Source organism: Bacteroides difficilis (assembly GCF_048319815.1).
GTDB classification, from domain to species: Bacteria; Bacteroidota; Bacteroidia; order Bacteroidales; family Bacteroidaceae; genus Bacteroides; species Bacteroides zhangwenhongii.
On sequence record NZ_CP182814.1, the window covers coordinates 2,539,030 to 2,555,265 of the forward strand.

The 16,236-nt window shown below is 43.2% G+C and carries 7 protein-coding genes; 1 reads left to right on the top strand and 6 read right to left on the bottom strand.

The features are described 5' to 3' along the window. Position 1: 1 nt before the first annotated feature. Entirely contained in the window at positions 2–5,959 is a 5,958-nt protein-coding gene (locus ACNOGP_RS09320) for a DUF3320 domain-containing protein (protein WP_418214628.1), read from the bottom strand. 96 nt (positions 5,960–6,055) lie between these two features. Between ACNOGP_RS09320 and rpsA the strand changes: the two genes are divergently transcribed. Next, on the top strand, positions 6,056–7,858 hold the full coding sequence (gene rpsA, locus ACNOGP_RS09325; protein ID WP_004301842.1) for a 30S ribosomal protein S1: 1,803 nt from the start codon (positions 6,056–6,058) through the stop codon (positions 7,856–7,858). A 94-nt stretch (positions 7,859–7,952) separates the two neighbouring features. Here the strand turns inward: rpsA and ACNOGP_RS09330 are convergent, their stop codons facing one another. The 5 genes from ACNOGP_RS09330 to ACNOGP_RS09350 all read right to left on the bottom strand — a co-directional run bounded on the left by ACNOGP_RS09330 (position 7,953) and on the right by ACNOGP_RS09350 (position 16,229). Further along, positions 7,953–9,608 (bottom strand): IS1182 family transposase, encoded by a 1,656-nt coding sequence (locus ACNOGP_RS09330; RefSeq protein ID WP_418212848.1) that lies wholly within the window; start codon positions 9,606–9,608, stop codon positions 7,953–7,955. 152 nt (positions 9,609–9,760) lie between these two features. After that, positions 9,761–12,010, bottom strand: coding sequence for a beta-glucosidase BglX (gene bglX, locus ACNOGP_RS09335; RefSeq protein ID WP_418214629.1), 2,250 nt, complete (start codon positions 12,008–12,010; stop codon positions 9,761–9,763). 54 nt (positions 12,011–12,064) lie between these two features. After that, entirely contained in the window at positions 12,065–13,540 is a 1,476-nt protein-coding gene (locus ACNOGP_RS09340; protein ID WP_418214630.1) for a fimbrillin family protein, read from the bottom strand. A 10-nt stretch (positions 13,541–13,550) separates the two neighbouring features. Beyond that, positions 13,551–15,251, bottom strand: coding sequence for a hypothetical protein (locus ACNOGP_RS09345; RefSeq protein ID WP_418214631.1), 1,701 nt, complete (start codon positions 15,249–15,251; stop codon positions 13,551–13,553). Positions 15,252–15,281: 30 nt separating this feature from the next. Next, the gene (locus ACNOGP_RS09350; protein WP_418214632.1) at positions 15,282–16,229 is read right to left on the bottom strand and encodes a family 16 glycosylhydrolase; all 948 of its coding nucleotides are present in this window, start codon (positions 16,227–16,229) and stop codon (positions 15,282–15,284) included. Positions 16,230–16,236: the final 7 nt, after the last annotated feature.

The following is a 16,236-nucleotide window of genomic DNA, read 5'->3' on the forward strand; positions in this document are numbered from 1 at the left end:
TCTAATTGGCAATCGTTACCTGTTCATTTTCTATCTTGGCGTAATTCCTTTTCACAGCTTCGCGAATACCTCTTTGCATGGCAGCGTCTATGTTCGATCCCATACGGGCAAAGCCGAACTGTTGTGCGCATGCTTTTATCAAATCTGCCGCAGGCAGGCTGATGGAGTCGGTCAATAGTTGCCGGATGGCATTGGCTATTTCTTCAGGTGGTATGTCTGTCGCTTCCCGGTCGGAAACCGGGCGATAGATTGAATAGGAAGCGCATTGCTCTTTGTCGTTCCAGCAGAAGACAAGTCCTTCGTATTCTGTGCGATAGATATTCAATGTGTCGAGTGCTGTTTCTATCTGTGCCTCTACCCGTGTTCCCAAGCGGCTGATTCCCCATTCGGACAGGATTTTCTTACAGAGCAGAGATTTACTGATTGGCGCCTCGCTTTCCATAATCTTCCGTATTTGGGAGAGGAGGATAGAGTAACTGTCCGTAAAGAAAAAGTCTTCCGGTGAATAATTGTATGGGGTAATCTTTGCAAACTTGTACTTTTGTTCTATCCGGTTTTGCGTAGAAAGAACGGAAGCTGCTTGCTTTTCAGGAGCAACAGGCGATGCCTTGAGCACGAATGAAATCTCATTGTTGGTTATCTGTGCCGTCGGTGCAGGTGCTGTCACTTCTGTCGGAGTAGAATTGATTTCGGCTGCTGCCATTGAGCCGACCTTTGAACTCTTTTTCCGGGCGATAGCCTCTTGGATAGTTGCCATTACTTCGTCCGGCTTTTCCCACCAGTCCATTGTCCATATCCGGTAGATGTCCCATCCGAGTGCTTTCAATACATTATTCTGCACAATTTCCCGGTCACGTGCGGTCTTGGTACGTTTGTAGTTTTTGCCGTCGCAGATAATACCTAACTGATAGTTAGAGGTATTTTCGGTGTCGACGATACCTATGTCTATTTTGTATCCGGAGCAACCGATGTCTGTATGCACGGTGTAACCCAATGAGCGCAGTCTGTCGGCAATGATCGTTTCGATGGAGGCTGTTGTTTCCGACAGTTGTCTTGGCACACTGCTGATGGTGCTTCGGGTTCCCTTCTCCGCATATTCGAGGAAACGTTTTAGTCCGGCTACTCCAATAGAAGAAGTCCGGTTCAGGTCGATCATATCCGACCTTAGGGTGGAATAGATAATCATCTCATACCGGGCACGGGAAACGGCTACATTCAATCTTCTTTCGCCGCCTGCCCGGTTCAGTGGTCCGAAATTCATGCTGACGCGCCCTTCTGCATCCGGGCCATAGCCCACAGAGAAGAGAATAACATCGCGTTCGTCTCCCTGCACATTCTCCAGGTTCTTGATAAATAACGGTTCGTCGCATTCCAGCGCAAGAGTTTCCAGTTCGGGATAAAAGATAAAGAGGTCAGATAATAAGTCTTCTATCAAGGCTTGTTGGACAATGCTGAAAGTGACTACACCGATACTTTTCTTTCTTAATTCCTCGCTTCTCAATCTTCTGGCTATTTCGTCCACCACAGCTTGAGCTTCCGCCCGGTTCTGGCGCGACTTGCCTTTATCATAGTAACCGTTGATGTTGACTATCCTGACTTTCGATTCAATGTTGTCCGGTGAGGGGAAAGTCATCAGTTTGTTATCGTAATATTCGGAGTTGCTGAAAGCGATGAGGCTCTCATGTTTGCTTCGGTAGTGCCATAATAAATATTTGGAAGGGATAGACAGAGCAAGACAGTCGTCAAGGATACTCTCTAAATCTTCCATTTCAATGTTGTCTTCATCAATGGTGTTGACCGAGAAGAAACTGGTAGGAGGCATTTGTTTCGGGTCGCCTACGATAATGACGTTTTTACCCCGTGCAATGGCACCCACCGCTTCATAAGTAGGCATCTGTGAGGCTTCATCAAAGACAATCAAATCAAATTTATCAGCGTCCGTATCGATGAATTGAGCGACGGAAAGAGGACTCATCAGCATACATGGGCACATACGCGACAACAAAGTGGGGATCTGGTCGAACAGCTTGCGAATAGATATGCCGCGGGCATTGTTGCGGATATTCTTTTGAAGGATACCCACTTCGGAACTTTGGATGGCTTCATGAGTGAAAGACGGAATGTTGGAGGCCAACCGGGCAAATAATTCTCTTTGCGTCGTTTCTTCGAATTTGGCGGATATTTGTTTGTATTTAGCAATGATGTCATTGAATATCTTGCCGTTGAATAATTCCAGAGTCGGCTCTTTGGCGATGATATACCGGATAGCCGCCTGATAGAAACTCTTGCGGAAGCTGTCTGTAAGTTGGCCGGTAGGAATATTCTTTTCCTTATATTCCGTTGCGATAAATCCTATTCCCAGACTATGCAGGGTTTGGTAGGCTTGTAGCCACTGATACCAGTCCTTGAGCTTGTCGAGGTTCTCTTTCCAGGTTCGGGCTTTTGACAAGGCAATCGTTATCCAGTCGGCTGAATCGGTATAAAGTTCTTCGATCGAGATACCCAGCATGCCGGACAATTTCTTTTCGGTGGCTGTGAGTGTATCTGCGAGCTGATACAGTTCGTTGAAAGAATGAGCATGAATGTCTCTGAATGTTTGAATTCCTTCAGTGAGTTGTACGGACAAATTCTGCTTGATTTGCGAAACTTTGGCGATGTCTTTTGCGTAGTTCAACAAATGCGAATGAAGGGAAGCCATGTCGTCGATTATCTGCTCAATGGTGTTCCAATCCTCGTTCTTGCCGGGGCGTCCGAATAGGGAGGGAAGTTGTCCGATGTATTTCCGGACGGCTTCTGCTTCTTCCTGATACCGGATAATGCGGTGGAGCAGAGGTTTGATATCTTCTGTTTCAATCGTTTTTAAAGCATATACGTTGATTGCCTTTCTGATTTTCCGCTGTCCGAAATATCTGGGAAGGAACCATTGACCGGATACCCGGTTCCATTCGGCTAACATCTGCTTTGCGTTGATGGACAGGATTTCTTGGGTGAATCCGGTTTCTATCTCTTTCCTTTGTTCATCCCGTTTCCGTCCGTGAACCACTACTTCCCGGTATTCATTCAGTGTTTCGTTGAGCAACGGCAAAGTCAGCAATCCGGGAGTCAGTTCCGGAATGTCGAGTATTCTCCGGATGATGTGGGCGATTGTCTGGAAATCCTTGCGTGTAGGGTGTATATCCGTATCTTTTAGAAGTATGGAGAATACATCCAGCTTCTGCCGGATGGTGGTCAACAGGTCGATAAATCCGGTGAGCAGTAGGGAGGATTCCTCCTTAACGGCTGATGAATATTCGGTAATCGAGATACCGGTTAATGGATGCTGGTAAGGATGTCCACACGCATTGGCCGTCCGGACTAGCAGCTCGATGGCATCTTCCCATTGGGCAAATGTGTCTTTATCTAATGTATCCAGATAAGCTTGTGGAATATCAAAACAAGATTCGACGTCCACGGATTGATAATGAATAATGGCGTCGTATAATGAAACTCCGAACGGGTATTCTTTATGCAGGGCTTCGATATATTGATTCAATTCCGCCCGTAAATTCAGCAGGCGTTCCGCTTCCTTTCTGAATTCTTCGGGAGGTGTCTGCCTGATAATTTCCGTAGTTTCTTTCAGTTGCGAGATAACGGCGGATTTCTTTGTCTTGTTGGAATGAATTTCCAGACAGAACGGAGCCAGGCCGATAGCTGCCAGCCTGTTTTGCACAACGGAGAGGGCAGCCATCTTTTCCGCTACAAATAAAACACGTTTTCCTTTGTAAAGCGCGTTGGCGATGATATTGGTAATCGTTTGCGATTTTCCTGTTCCCGGAGGGCCGTGCAGGATGAAAGTCTTGTCGTGTACGGCTTCGTAGATAGCTTCCAGTTGCGAAGAATCGGCGATGATGGGTAATACAATGTCTGCGGGCGACACTTGTTTGTCCATATCCGTTGCATCTATTTCCTCTGTGGCGGCTTCCCATTCTATCTTTCCGTTGATGAGGCTGGACACAATCTTGTTCTGAACCAGTTTGTTGGCATTGTTGTGAATGTCATTCCACATGATGAACTTGTTGAAAGAGAAGATACCCAGAATCGCTTGCTCTTCCACGTCCCATTTACGCTGGTTCTTAATGCTGTTGCGGATAATGGAATAGATCAGCTTGACGTTTACGCCGCTTTCGTCGGTAGGCAACGGGTCCAATCCTGATATGGCGATTCCGAAGTTTTGGCGAAGCATTTCCAATAAGGTGATGTTCATCATTGTTTCTTCTTCCCGGGAACGGATTACGTAACCTTTGGCTGCCGATTTGCGGATAATTTCAACCGGTAATAGCAAGATGGGGGCATATCGGGGGCGTTCGCTGGAAGGTGTCTCATACCATTTCAAAAGTCCGAGAGCCAGATAGAGCGTGTTGGCTCCATTCTCTTCGATAGAAGTACGCGAAGAGCGGTATAAGTGAGTCAGTGCCTTACCTAAATCGTTTTCGGGCAGATAGAAACGTAACCTTTTCTGTGAAAGTTCCGAGTTGATGAAACCAACCATGGGATCAGACTCCGGTATGGAGGAATAAATCCCGAAGTCCATCGCCGGACTTTCCCAATCGGCAGGGCGGTGAAGGATGCGGAATTCTTCTCCGTCGGCCAATGCATCTTCCAGACAGGATAGATTAGCCGGGATGAGTTGGAGCGTGTTTTTGGTAATCCGGATATTCAGCAAGTTGTTGCGCAGGCTTAAATCCAGCAACCGTCTTTCCCATAACAGTTGTTTGGTAATCACGGTCTGGGTTTCATTGCCCGATAAATCATACGGATTGATACTTTGCGGAGTGGCATGAACGGCACTTCTTTGAATGTCGGTCTCCTTTTCTTCTACTTCCCATACCTGCCCGTGCAGAATGCGTTGGGGGATGGGACGGATGCCCGAATGTCTCGCTCTTTTCACATCTATGGCAAGAATGAAACTGTTTCCATCCGTCAGCTTTCCGTTCGCTTTCTTCACTGCATCGTCGAAATCGGACGAATGTCCCATGTTCATGCAGGTCGTTTCAACTAAAGTAATGTCGTAGATTCCTTCGGCAGTCCGTTTGGTTAACAGGGAAACATCGTCAATGGTAGGATCCGGAAAAGTCTCCGGCACTAGCCAGGCTCCAGCAAAAGCATGCCCTTGAGTGATGATAATGAGAGCATTCAGCCCGATTGCTTCCAGACAGGAAGCATAGAGTAAAGCCATATCCAGACAGGTTCCCAGTTTTTGTGCCATCACGGAGTCGGCTAGCCGTACACGTTGCCCATATTCCTCGAAGCTGGCGGGGATGGTGCTGTATATAATCTGTTGTTCCGTGATAGCCGTGTAGATGGCGGCCATCTGTTTCCTTACCCGGTCCGGAGTGCGGCTTTGATATTCGTCGAGGGACGGATTGTCAGTCCATTGTCCCAGGATGGAAGCGGCTCTCTTGATGATCGGCACAATGGCTGTATGATTGGGGGTGATGAAAGCGGCAAGCATTTCGGGCAATACATTGAGCCCTCCCCATTGGTCGTATGCCAGAATGTCGATAGGGTAGGTTTGGCAGAATACGGATTCTGCTTCGGAAGTAATTTCAATTTTCAGATTGCCGGATAAACGTTCGGTCAGCTGTGTGAAATAGTTGGCGGACAAAGTGAGATTGAATGACGACAGGCATATCGATTCATTGGGCGGAATCTGTGCCACAGCTATCGGAGCAGCGTTTCCGAAAGTCGGTTCTGTCGTGATTTGTACCTGAATGTCCTTCAGCGGGGCAGGCGTTGTATTCTCAATAGAAAGCTGATGAATGATTGATGCACCGTTTTGTTGTATCGCAAAATTAATAAGCGGTAAATAGTCGCATTGCACCTTGACTTTGTCCAATCTCTCGTCCATGGCAAAAACTGTATAAATTAAAGATTGCAATATTACAAAAAATACGGATATAATTCTCTTTTCTTCTGCCATTCTTTTGTCAATCAAGAAAATATTCCTACCTTTGCGCCCGATTTATAGATAATATAATGTCTTATTTAATTAAAGTATTAAACAATTTATTTATTAATGGAAAACTTAAAGAACGTAGCTCCTATTGAAGATTTCAACTGGGATGCTTATGAAAATGGCGAAACAGTAACCAACGTTAGCCACGATGAACTGGAAAAAGCTTACGACGGTACGCTTAACAAAGTGAACGACCGTGAGGTTGTTGACGGAACCGTAATCGCAATGAACAAGCGTGAAGTAGTTGTGAACATCGGTTACAAATCAGACGGTATCATCCCATTGAATGAGTTCCGTTACAATCCGGATCTGAAGATCGGTGATACAGTAGAAGTATACATCGAAAATCAGGAAGACAAAAAAGGACAGCTCGTTCTGTCACACAGAAAAGCCCGCGCTACTCGTTCTTGGGATCGCGTTAACGCTGCTCTGGAAAATGAAGAAATTATCAAGGGTTACATCAAGTGCCGCACTAAGGGTGGTATGATCGTAGACGTATTCGGAATCGAAGCATTCTTGCCGGGTTCTCAGATCGACGTTAAACCGATCCGCGACTATGATGTATTCGTTGGCAAAACAATGGAATTCAAAGTGGTTAAAATCAACCAGGAATTCAAAAACGTTGTTGTATCTCACAAGGCTCTTATCGAAGCTGAACTGGAACAACAGAAGAAAGAAATTATCGGTAAACTTGAAAAAGGACAGGTTCTTGAAGGAACTGTTAAAAATATCACATCTTACGGTGTATTCATCGACCTTGGTGGCGTAGACGGTTTGATCCACATCACTGACCTTTCTTGGGGACGTGTTAGCGATCCGAAAGAAGTGGTTGAACTGGATCAGAAGCTCAACGTTGTTATCCTTGACTTCGATGACGAAAAGAAACGTATCGCTCTTGGCTTGAAACAACTGACTCCGCACCCATGGGATGCTCTTGACACTGACTTGAAGGTAGGTGACAAGGTGAAAGGTAAAGTGGTTGTTATGGCTGACTACGGTGCATTCATCGAAATTGCTCCGGGCGTAGAAGGTTTGATCCACGTTTCAGAAATGTCTTGGAGCCAACACCTGCGTTCTGCACAGGATTTCATGAAGGTAGGCGACGAAGTAGAAGCTGTTGTGCTGACACTTGACCGCGAAGAACGTAAGATGTCTTTGGGTATCAAACAACTGAAACAAGATCCATGGGAAACTATCGAAGAAAAGTATCCTGTAGGTTCTAAGCATACTGCAAAAGTTCGTAACTTCACTAACTTCGGTGTATTCGTAGAAATCGAAGAAGGTGTTGACGGCTTGATCCACATCTCTGACCTTTCTTGGACTAAGAAAGTAAAACACCCGTCAGAATTTACTCAGATTGGTGCTGACATCGAAGTTCAGGTATTGGAAATCGACAAAGAAAACCGTCGTTTGAGCCTTGGCCACAAACAACTCGAAGAAAATCCTTGGGATGTATTCGAAACTGTGTTCACTGTAGGTTCTGTACACGAAGGTACAATCATCGAAATGTTGGATAAGGGTGCTGTTGTAGCTCTTCCTTACGGTGTAGAAGGTTTCGCAACTCCGAAACACCTTGTAAAAGAAGACGGCTCACAAGCACAGTTGGATGAGAAACTTGAATTCAAAGTGATCGAGTTCAACAAAGACGCTAAGAGAATCATCCTGTCTCACAGCCGTATCTTCGAAGATGTAGCTAAGGCTGAAGAAAGAGCAGAAAAGAAAGCTGCTTCTGGTGCTAAGAAGTCATCTTCTAGCAACAAGAGAGAAGATTCTCCGATGATCCAGAACCAGGCTGCTTCAACTACGCTGGGCGATATCGACGCTCTTGCTGCATTGAAAGAACAGTTGGAAGGAAAGAAATAATAAAAAGTATTTCTAAATAAACAGAAGGGGGTGTGTCGTAATGCACGATGCACCTTCTTTTTTTTCGTTAGCTATAAAAATCAGTTAGTCTTCTTTAAGCAGCGATATTTTGACTATTACTTCGGTTTATGTGTTCCCAGCATCCAAATAGAGCAGCTGTAAGCTCATGAAACAGTTTAATCAGCCAGTTTATACCTTCTTCTTTCATTTTCGCACACATCTTTTTTATATTGAAGGCAATGGCAAAGAAGCAAAAGTCCATGAAAACCTTATCCTTTCCAAAATGACGGAAACGTTTGTAGTTCATATTGTATTTTATTTGTCCGAACACAGCTTCCGGTTCTATACATCTTTGTTCTCTATGTTTCAGCCCTTCCTCTGAACAGAGCAGCTCTTTGGCTTTTTGCTTGTATCTTCTGAGCCTGTGATTCAGTTCTATCGTCCTGTTTCCTTTTGCTTTAAAACATCGGCATCTTAGCGGACAGCCTTCACACCTGATAGCTCTGTACCTGGCATTTTCACTTACATATCCGGATGCCGTTTTCTGATGTCCGGTTCCTATCCTCTGCATCCTTTGTCCCATGGGGCAGATACAATAGTCATGTTCTTCATTGTAGTAGAAGTTTTCCGCCTTGAACGGATCCGGTTTGAATCTCGGCCGCTGTTCCATATGGAAGTAGTTGTATTTGACGTAGGCTTCCATGCCGTTTTCTGACATGAAGCGGTAGTTTTCCTCAGAACCATAGCCTGAATCGGCAACCACCGTATGCGCTGTCCTGTCATATCTGTCTGAAAAGGATTTTAGGAAAGGTATCATGGTCAGTGTATCCGTAGGGTTCGGGAAGAGTGCAAAATCAGTAATGAACTGGTTCTCGGTACCGATCTGAAGATTGTAACCGGGCTTCGTCTGACCATTGCGCATGGCATCTTCCTTCATTCTCATAAAAGTAGCGTCCTTGTCTGTTTTGGAATAGGAGTTCCGGTTCTGCAGAGTGTCCAGATGGTTGTCGTATTCCTGCAGTTTATCTCTGTGTTCTTCCAACTCCTTCAGTTGTTTGCGTTTCTTTTTCAGCTCAGTCTTTTCCTCTTTGGTGGAAGACTCCGGAACCTGTTCAAGTGCATGACGCAACTCTCTCGCCATTTCGGTCAGCATAGCCGGAGTGAATTCAACTTCCTCATTACTTTCCGATGATTTCTCCTGGGCGATGACATCGTCTATCTGCCCTAACAGAACGTGTATCTTCTTCATTAGGCGTTCACGGTTCCGCTCAACCGTTTTTCTCCAGACGAAAGTGTACTTGTTGGACTTGGACTCAATCTTTGTTCCGTCAATGTATTCCACATTCAGACTGATGAAGCCCTTGCAAGAGAGCAGAAGTACGGTTTGGGTAAAAACCTCGTTGATTTCCTTCTTCACCCGGTTGCGGAAACGGTTGATGGTAATGAAATCCGGTTTCTCATACCCGGCCAGCCAGATATAATGAATGTCACGATGAAGGAGCTTCTCTATTTTCCGGCAGGAGTAGATGTTGTTCATGTAGGCATACAGAATGACCTTGAGCATCATCTTGGGATGGTAAGGGCTGCGACCGCATTCTTTATATAACTTCCTGAAACTTTCAAGATTCAAACTTTCAACCAGAGCGTCAACCATGCGCACCGGATCGTTTTCTGCAATATCCTCATCAATTCTTTGAGGAAATAGCACTGTTTGATTGGGAATGTAAGGACGATAATGTATCTTTGACATAGTTAAATTTGTATGCTTAAAGATACAAAATCTTTAGGTAATAACAAAGCCCCAGCTTGTGAAAGTCGGGGCTTTGTCCATAAAAAAAGAAGGTGTGCATTTTGACACACCTTCTTTTTATTATTTATGTTTTTATGTTCTTTGAGGATTGTTTATAAAGCCGATATGGTAAAGTCGGCAGATAAACCTTCAGCGCTGTTTGTTCCTACCCATAATTTGAAATCTCCCGGTTCTACGTTGTAAGTCATATTATAGCCCCAGAAAGCCAGTTCTGAAACAGGCAGAGAGAATGAAACATTCTTTGATTCTCCGGCTTTGAGTTCTACACGTTGAAAAGCCTTCAGTTCCTTTACCGGACGGGTTACAGAGCCTACCTTGTCCTGAATGTAAAGTTGTACTACTTCCGTGCCGTCATACTTTCCTGTATTCTTTAGATCTACCGTGACTGATATCTCGCCGTTAATAGCAAGTTTGTCGGAAGTCAACTTCAGATTGCTATATTCAAAGGTAGTGTAAGACAATCCGTAGCCGAACGGATACAAGGGAGAAGCCCCGGCATCGAGATAGAAGGAACGGCAGCCAATAGATGTTTGCCCCGCTTCGACAGGGATTTCATCAATGAGCATTTCTTTCGGGTTGGCCGGGCGACCTGTGCTGTTGTGAGCATAATATATAGGTACCTGACCTGTCATACGGGGGAATGTAACCGGAGTCTTTGCGCTTGGATTAACCTTTCCGAAAAGGATGTCGGCAATGGCAGGTCCTCCCATAGTGCCCGGATGGAACGCATAAAGAACTGCATCCGAAGCTTCAACTTCATCAGCGATTGTAAGTTGGCGTCCTGCCATCACTATGGTTACTAATGGTTTGCCGGTAGTGGACAGTGCTTGTATCAGTTGGCTCTGTGCTCCCTGAAGATTTAGGTTTGCCAAAGAATGGGCCTCACCCGAAAGTATTGCTTCTTCACCGACAAAAGCAAGGACTACATCTGCGTGGCGTGCCGCGTTTACGGCTTTGGCGATACCGTTTAGGTTTTTGTCACGGCTATAACCGAGTGCAGGTTCGAAAATTACGTTAACCTGATCGCCATACATTTCTCTGATAGCTTTGAGAGGTGTTTGAGTATGGTCTTTTTCACCGTCGAACACCCATGTTCCCATCTGTTCATAGGGTGCGTCAGCCATCGGACCTACTACCGCTACAGTACGGATTTTGTTTGTAAGCGGTAATGTTTGTGTGTCATTCTTCAGGAGAATAACGGATTGCTCTACCGCTTCTTTTGCTATTTTCAAGTGCTCTTCCGCATATTTCACATTCTGTGGTGTAACAATATACGGATTTTCAAACAAGCCCATTCGGTATTTCAGACGGAGAATATTCCGTACGGCGTCGTCTATTGATTCTATGGAAACCTTATTCTCTGCTAAAGACTGCTTGAGGTTTTTGATGAACGTTTCACTCACCATATCCATGTCAACGCCTGCATTTACCGATTTCTCGGCAGCTTCCTTGCCATCTGCACAGAAACCGTGATTGATCATTTCGGCAGCCGAAGCCCAATCGGTTACTACCATACCGTCATATTTCCATTCATCGCGCAATATATCTTTCAATACAAATTTATTTGCCGTAGACGGTACACCGTCGTTATCGTTGAACGAAGTCATGAAAGTGGCACAACCAGCGTCTACCGCAGCTTTGAACGGAGGTAGATATACATTGCGCAGTACTCTTTCGGGGATAAATGTAGAATTATAGTCCTTACCGCCTTCGGATGCACCATAAGCTACAAAGTGCTTGGCACATGCCGCCATTGAAGTCGGACTGTTCAGCGAATCTCCTTGAAACCCTTTAATCATAGCTACTCCCATTACGGAAGTCAAGTAGGGATCTTCACCGCAACTTTCGGCTATGCGTCCCCAACGAGGGTCACGTGATATATCTATCATGGGGGCAAAAGTCCAACGGATACCATCTGCTGAAGCTTCTATGGCAGCTACACGTGCTCCGTTTTCTACTATCTGAGGATTGAATGTGGCTGCCTGTCCCAATGGAATAGGGAAGATGGTCTTGTAACCGTGAATTACATCGCGGGACACTAGTAGGGGGATACCTAACCGTGACTCTTCCATTGCGATTTTCTGTATTTTATTCACTTCTTCGGGATTCATATAATTCAATATGGAACCTATTTCTCCATTACGAACTTTGTTTGCCAGTTCGTTAGGATCCCACGGACTCAACTGATTCATCTGCCCTAGCTTTTCCTCTAAAGTCATCTTATCCAGTAAGGCTTCTACTTTGTTCTCTATCTCAGAATCTGAGTTGGCTTCTTTCGGAGAGCAGGCTGTTAATGCCAATGCTGTCAGTGTTGTGGTAAATAATAACTTGTTTATCTTCATAACTTGTTTTTTATTATAGATAGTTGTTGTTAATTCTCTTGCAGGAAAGTTGTGTTAGAATGCACAAATGGGTCTGTACGTTTCAGCACCCGGTATACCATGCCATCCCATTTCAGTACCATTTTCCATAAGATAGAACCCGTCATTAAAAGTGATAGAAGGGATATTCCCTGTTATTTCGGTTCCACCAATTTTGTTCAGTTGCTTATTGATATATTCCTGCCCGTTAGTCGATACTACATCTGATTGTATACCTCGTATCATGTATTTAAGCTCATTGAATGAAGGTGCATACCATATAGTGGTATTCGTTAATAGTTCAGTGTGATTGTCTAATGCTGTGAAGGATAGACCGGAACTTTCATCTTCTGCCGCCTCCTTTAGAACTTTAGTTAACTTGTAACCGTTTGATACATTTGTGTTGTTGTAGTCGTCTATTGAAGTAGCGGAAAATACAGAGGTTACAATATCTTTATTATCATTGCTCATACCAAATAACTCTCCATTCATACTTGAGACAATAAGACCATGTTTCTCATTATAACCGGGATAGCCCGTACTTATCAGATTATTTAGGGTACAGAAATCACCAAAATCTTTCATTATGTGGAATACAATTCCTTTACAAGTAAGACCGGTAGGAATACTAGCTGCTTTCCCAGGAATAATTATGATATTATTGCTGCTGTTAGATACACAATAGAAATCACCTATAGCCGGTGATATTTCTTCACTGCCCGATACGGTGCATGGAAATGTGTATCTTTTGCCGGAGCTAGTTATTATATCCTGGTTTACTGTCTTGACTGCTGCTTTATCGGATATAGTATAGAAATATCTGAACTCATCTTCCTGTAACAGGGATTTGTCTTTGATAAGACAGACATAAGTACCATTAATACTGCATAATGTATACATAGCCTCACCGATTGATAATGATACATTTGACATTTCTACATTGTAATCAAATGTTTCTTCTCCCACTGTTAAAGTTGATATTGCAGAAAGCGCAATCATGGAGAACGCATGTTTAAATTGTATATTCAGATTTGCGGAGGGATTCTCTATTTCGTATACGAGTAAATCCATCCGTTTAAGATCTTCCACTGAACTTTGGTCGGATACTATGGTTACGGTTTCCTTTAATTGATCTAAAGATGTAACTTCATTCGAGAGTTCTTCATTATACGGATAATAAGCAATAATTTTGTTTATACCCGATGAATAAGGCTGTGCATTGTCATTAGTCCAACCATTTTCTGTATAGGAGAATGGAATGTTAGCCAATTGTTTCCCGTCTTTATTTGTTAGTATCAGTCCTAACTTATCACCGTTTTCAAACTTTGTGGCATATCCTATATAAGATGAACGTGTAGTTTGATTTGCTTCGAAGTCGTTTTGTTCTACACTTTCTATTCTTATGGAATTTGCTGATAAATTGTTGTCTCGATCTTCTGGTAGAATATCATTATTACATGAAATGAATAGTATTGAGGAGACGATAATACTGTATAAATATCTTGCTTTCATATTAGTCCGGTTAGAATGTTAATATTAAAATTAATTTTCTTTCATCTGATCCCCAACTAGCTTTATAAATTTTTTCATTAGCATTATACTCATAAGCCCACATGCGTTCAGCATCAGTATATACATTGGAAGACCAATATTCACCTGTAAAATCAGCATAAACTCCAGAAACTTGGATGTCTGTCAATTGGGCTATAGAGGGGATATACCATTTTGAAGTTTTGTCAGGACATTGAATATCCAATGTGGTGAAAGCATACCAATAAGGAAAATGGGATTCTAAAGTTGCATATCCATCTAGTGCTGCACGGATAGATGTTGTCAATGTATATCCTAAATATCCTTCGTTTCTTTTTAAAGCGTCATCCGTATTCCCTAAACTTGCTAGTATGGTTCTATAATCAGCGTCAACGGTTGATATCCATGCGTATTTATTATTGTCGTTTAGCGATGTACATACGACATAACCACGAATCTTATCCATACCTGTATATAACTCTGGACTATCAGTTTTGTGTGCTCCAACCTTGAATACTCTTCCAAGAGTAGTACAATTACTTTTATCAGGATTGTTTCCCCATGTTCCGTCTGAATAGTAATAATCACCTACTACTATATATTCGTTTGTGTGGTAAATCTTTATATCAGTGGCTATATTGGTGAATGTATATGTATGAGTGTTTCCTTCCACGGTTCTTTCTATATCGCAAATACCTTCGTAATTTAGTCCTCCGCTTCCGTTTTCTGTATAAGAGACTGTGAAATTTTCACCGATAATAGTATTGTTATCCAAACCTATTATATTCCGATCTGTCAATTCTGGTACTGTAGCCTTAAATTTAGCATCCGTAACCTGATTGTCATCGATCTTTTCATTATCCCAATTAATTTCTCCGGATTCCATTTCTACAGTCAGTCCTTTTTTACTGACAGACAAGTAATATCTTTGCCATGTATTGGGAAGCAAATCTCCGGTTTTCTTATTGACGTCATTGGGGTTGGACTTACTTGGAGTATAGATATAGGTATCTTCTCCTATTTCTACTTTTATCAATGGTTTCTCCCACATTTCACAAGGAACCATCATAGCTTCGCCGTTTCTATAATATTCTCCTTTTGTGTTATGAGTAGAAATCAATTGGTCAGCGTCGCCTACCGTTGTGATTTCTCCATTAGTATACGTTACACTTCCATAACCGATAAACGAAACTTTTGCGTTGCTCACTTCTTTATCTTTATATCCTTCAAATTTCTGCAGTTCCCACCACATACGGGTCATTTTGTGTCTGAATACAAAATGTACATTCTTTGCTTCCACTTTCGCATTACTTGCCAATAAGTCACAGTCGAAGAGTTTCTCTTCGGTAGTTTGGTCTGTTAGGTTTATCTGTTCTGCTGTGAGGGGAGTCCATGCCAGCAGATCATAGCTTGTGCCATCCCATGTATAAGGTGTATCTTCAGTAGACATTTTTCCATTGGTTGTCACTTTGTAAGTTTTTACTGTTTCTCCCGCTTTCACACCTATCAGTTCGTCACCATCCCATGCGCTTTCTGTGGCTCTGCTCATCGTTTTTCCTACATGAGCTGAGAAAGCAATGTCGCCTTTATCCAGCGAATTGGCAAATTCCGTTTCGTTCGTACATGAAACCGCTCCAAGACTTATGACTGCCATAAGCCCTAAATAGTATCTTTGTATTTTTATTAAATTCATAATTTTAATCTTTAGCAGTTACATTGTTATTTATTTTAATTCAGGCTCTATAAGTCCTTTATCAGAATCCGGTCCGTTAAAATCCCATCCGGGAATTGAACCGTTTGAAGAGATATCTCCGGTATTAGTTCCGGGTTGTACTTCTATTGATTTCTGATAAACCCTGACATAGTCTACATACATACTTTGGGGGAATACAGTGTCTGCTGTGGGATTACCACCGAATGTACCGCCTACCGCTACATTCAGAATAATGAAAAATGGATGATCGAATATCCATTCGCCATCTGTTACATCAGCGGCTTTCACTCTTTTGTAAAGTACATTATCCACAAAGAAGTCTATTTTGGATTCATCCCATTCTACGGCAAATACGTGGAAGTCTGTGTCAAAACGTTGGTCCTCATAGCCAAAAGTCTGTGTTATGGGATTTCCACCCGAATGTCCCGGAAAATGTAGAGCACTTGATACGATATTAGGTTGGTATCCTTTATTTTCCATAATATCTATTTCACCGCATTTTGGCCATACATCGGTGGCATAGTTTGCTCCTAACATCCAAAATGCAGGCCAAAGTCCCGGACCGTACGGAAGTTTCAGACGTGCTTCGAAACGTCCGTATCGTTGTTCGAACAGTCCTTCGGTCTTTATTCTGGCAGAAGAGTAAGCTATTCCGTCATAATTGTCGTTCAAAGCTGTTATTTTCAGACATCCTAAACCTTTGTGAGTCGTGTATGAAGCGTTTTCTACTCTATCGGTATAGTTCTGAAGTTCCTGATTACCATATCCTGAAGCGCCTTTTTCATACGTCCACTTTGAAGGATCGGGTCTGTTGTCGGGAGTCGGTGTGTCAAATTCGTCCGACCACACCAATACCCATCGGGTGTTTTCTATCTCTTCTTCTTTCTCGCAACTTCCAAGTAACAGTGGCAAAGGAAGTATCAGCAAGCTAAGCAATATTGTTTTATATGGTTTCATAAGTTAT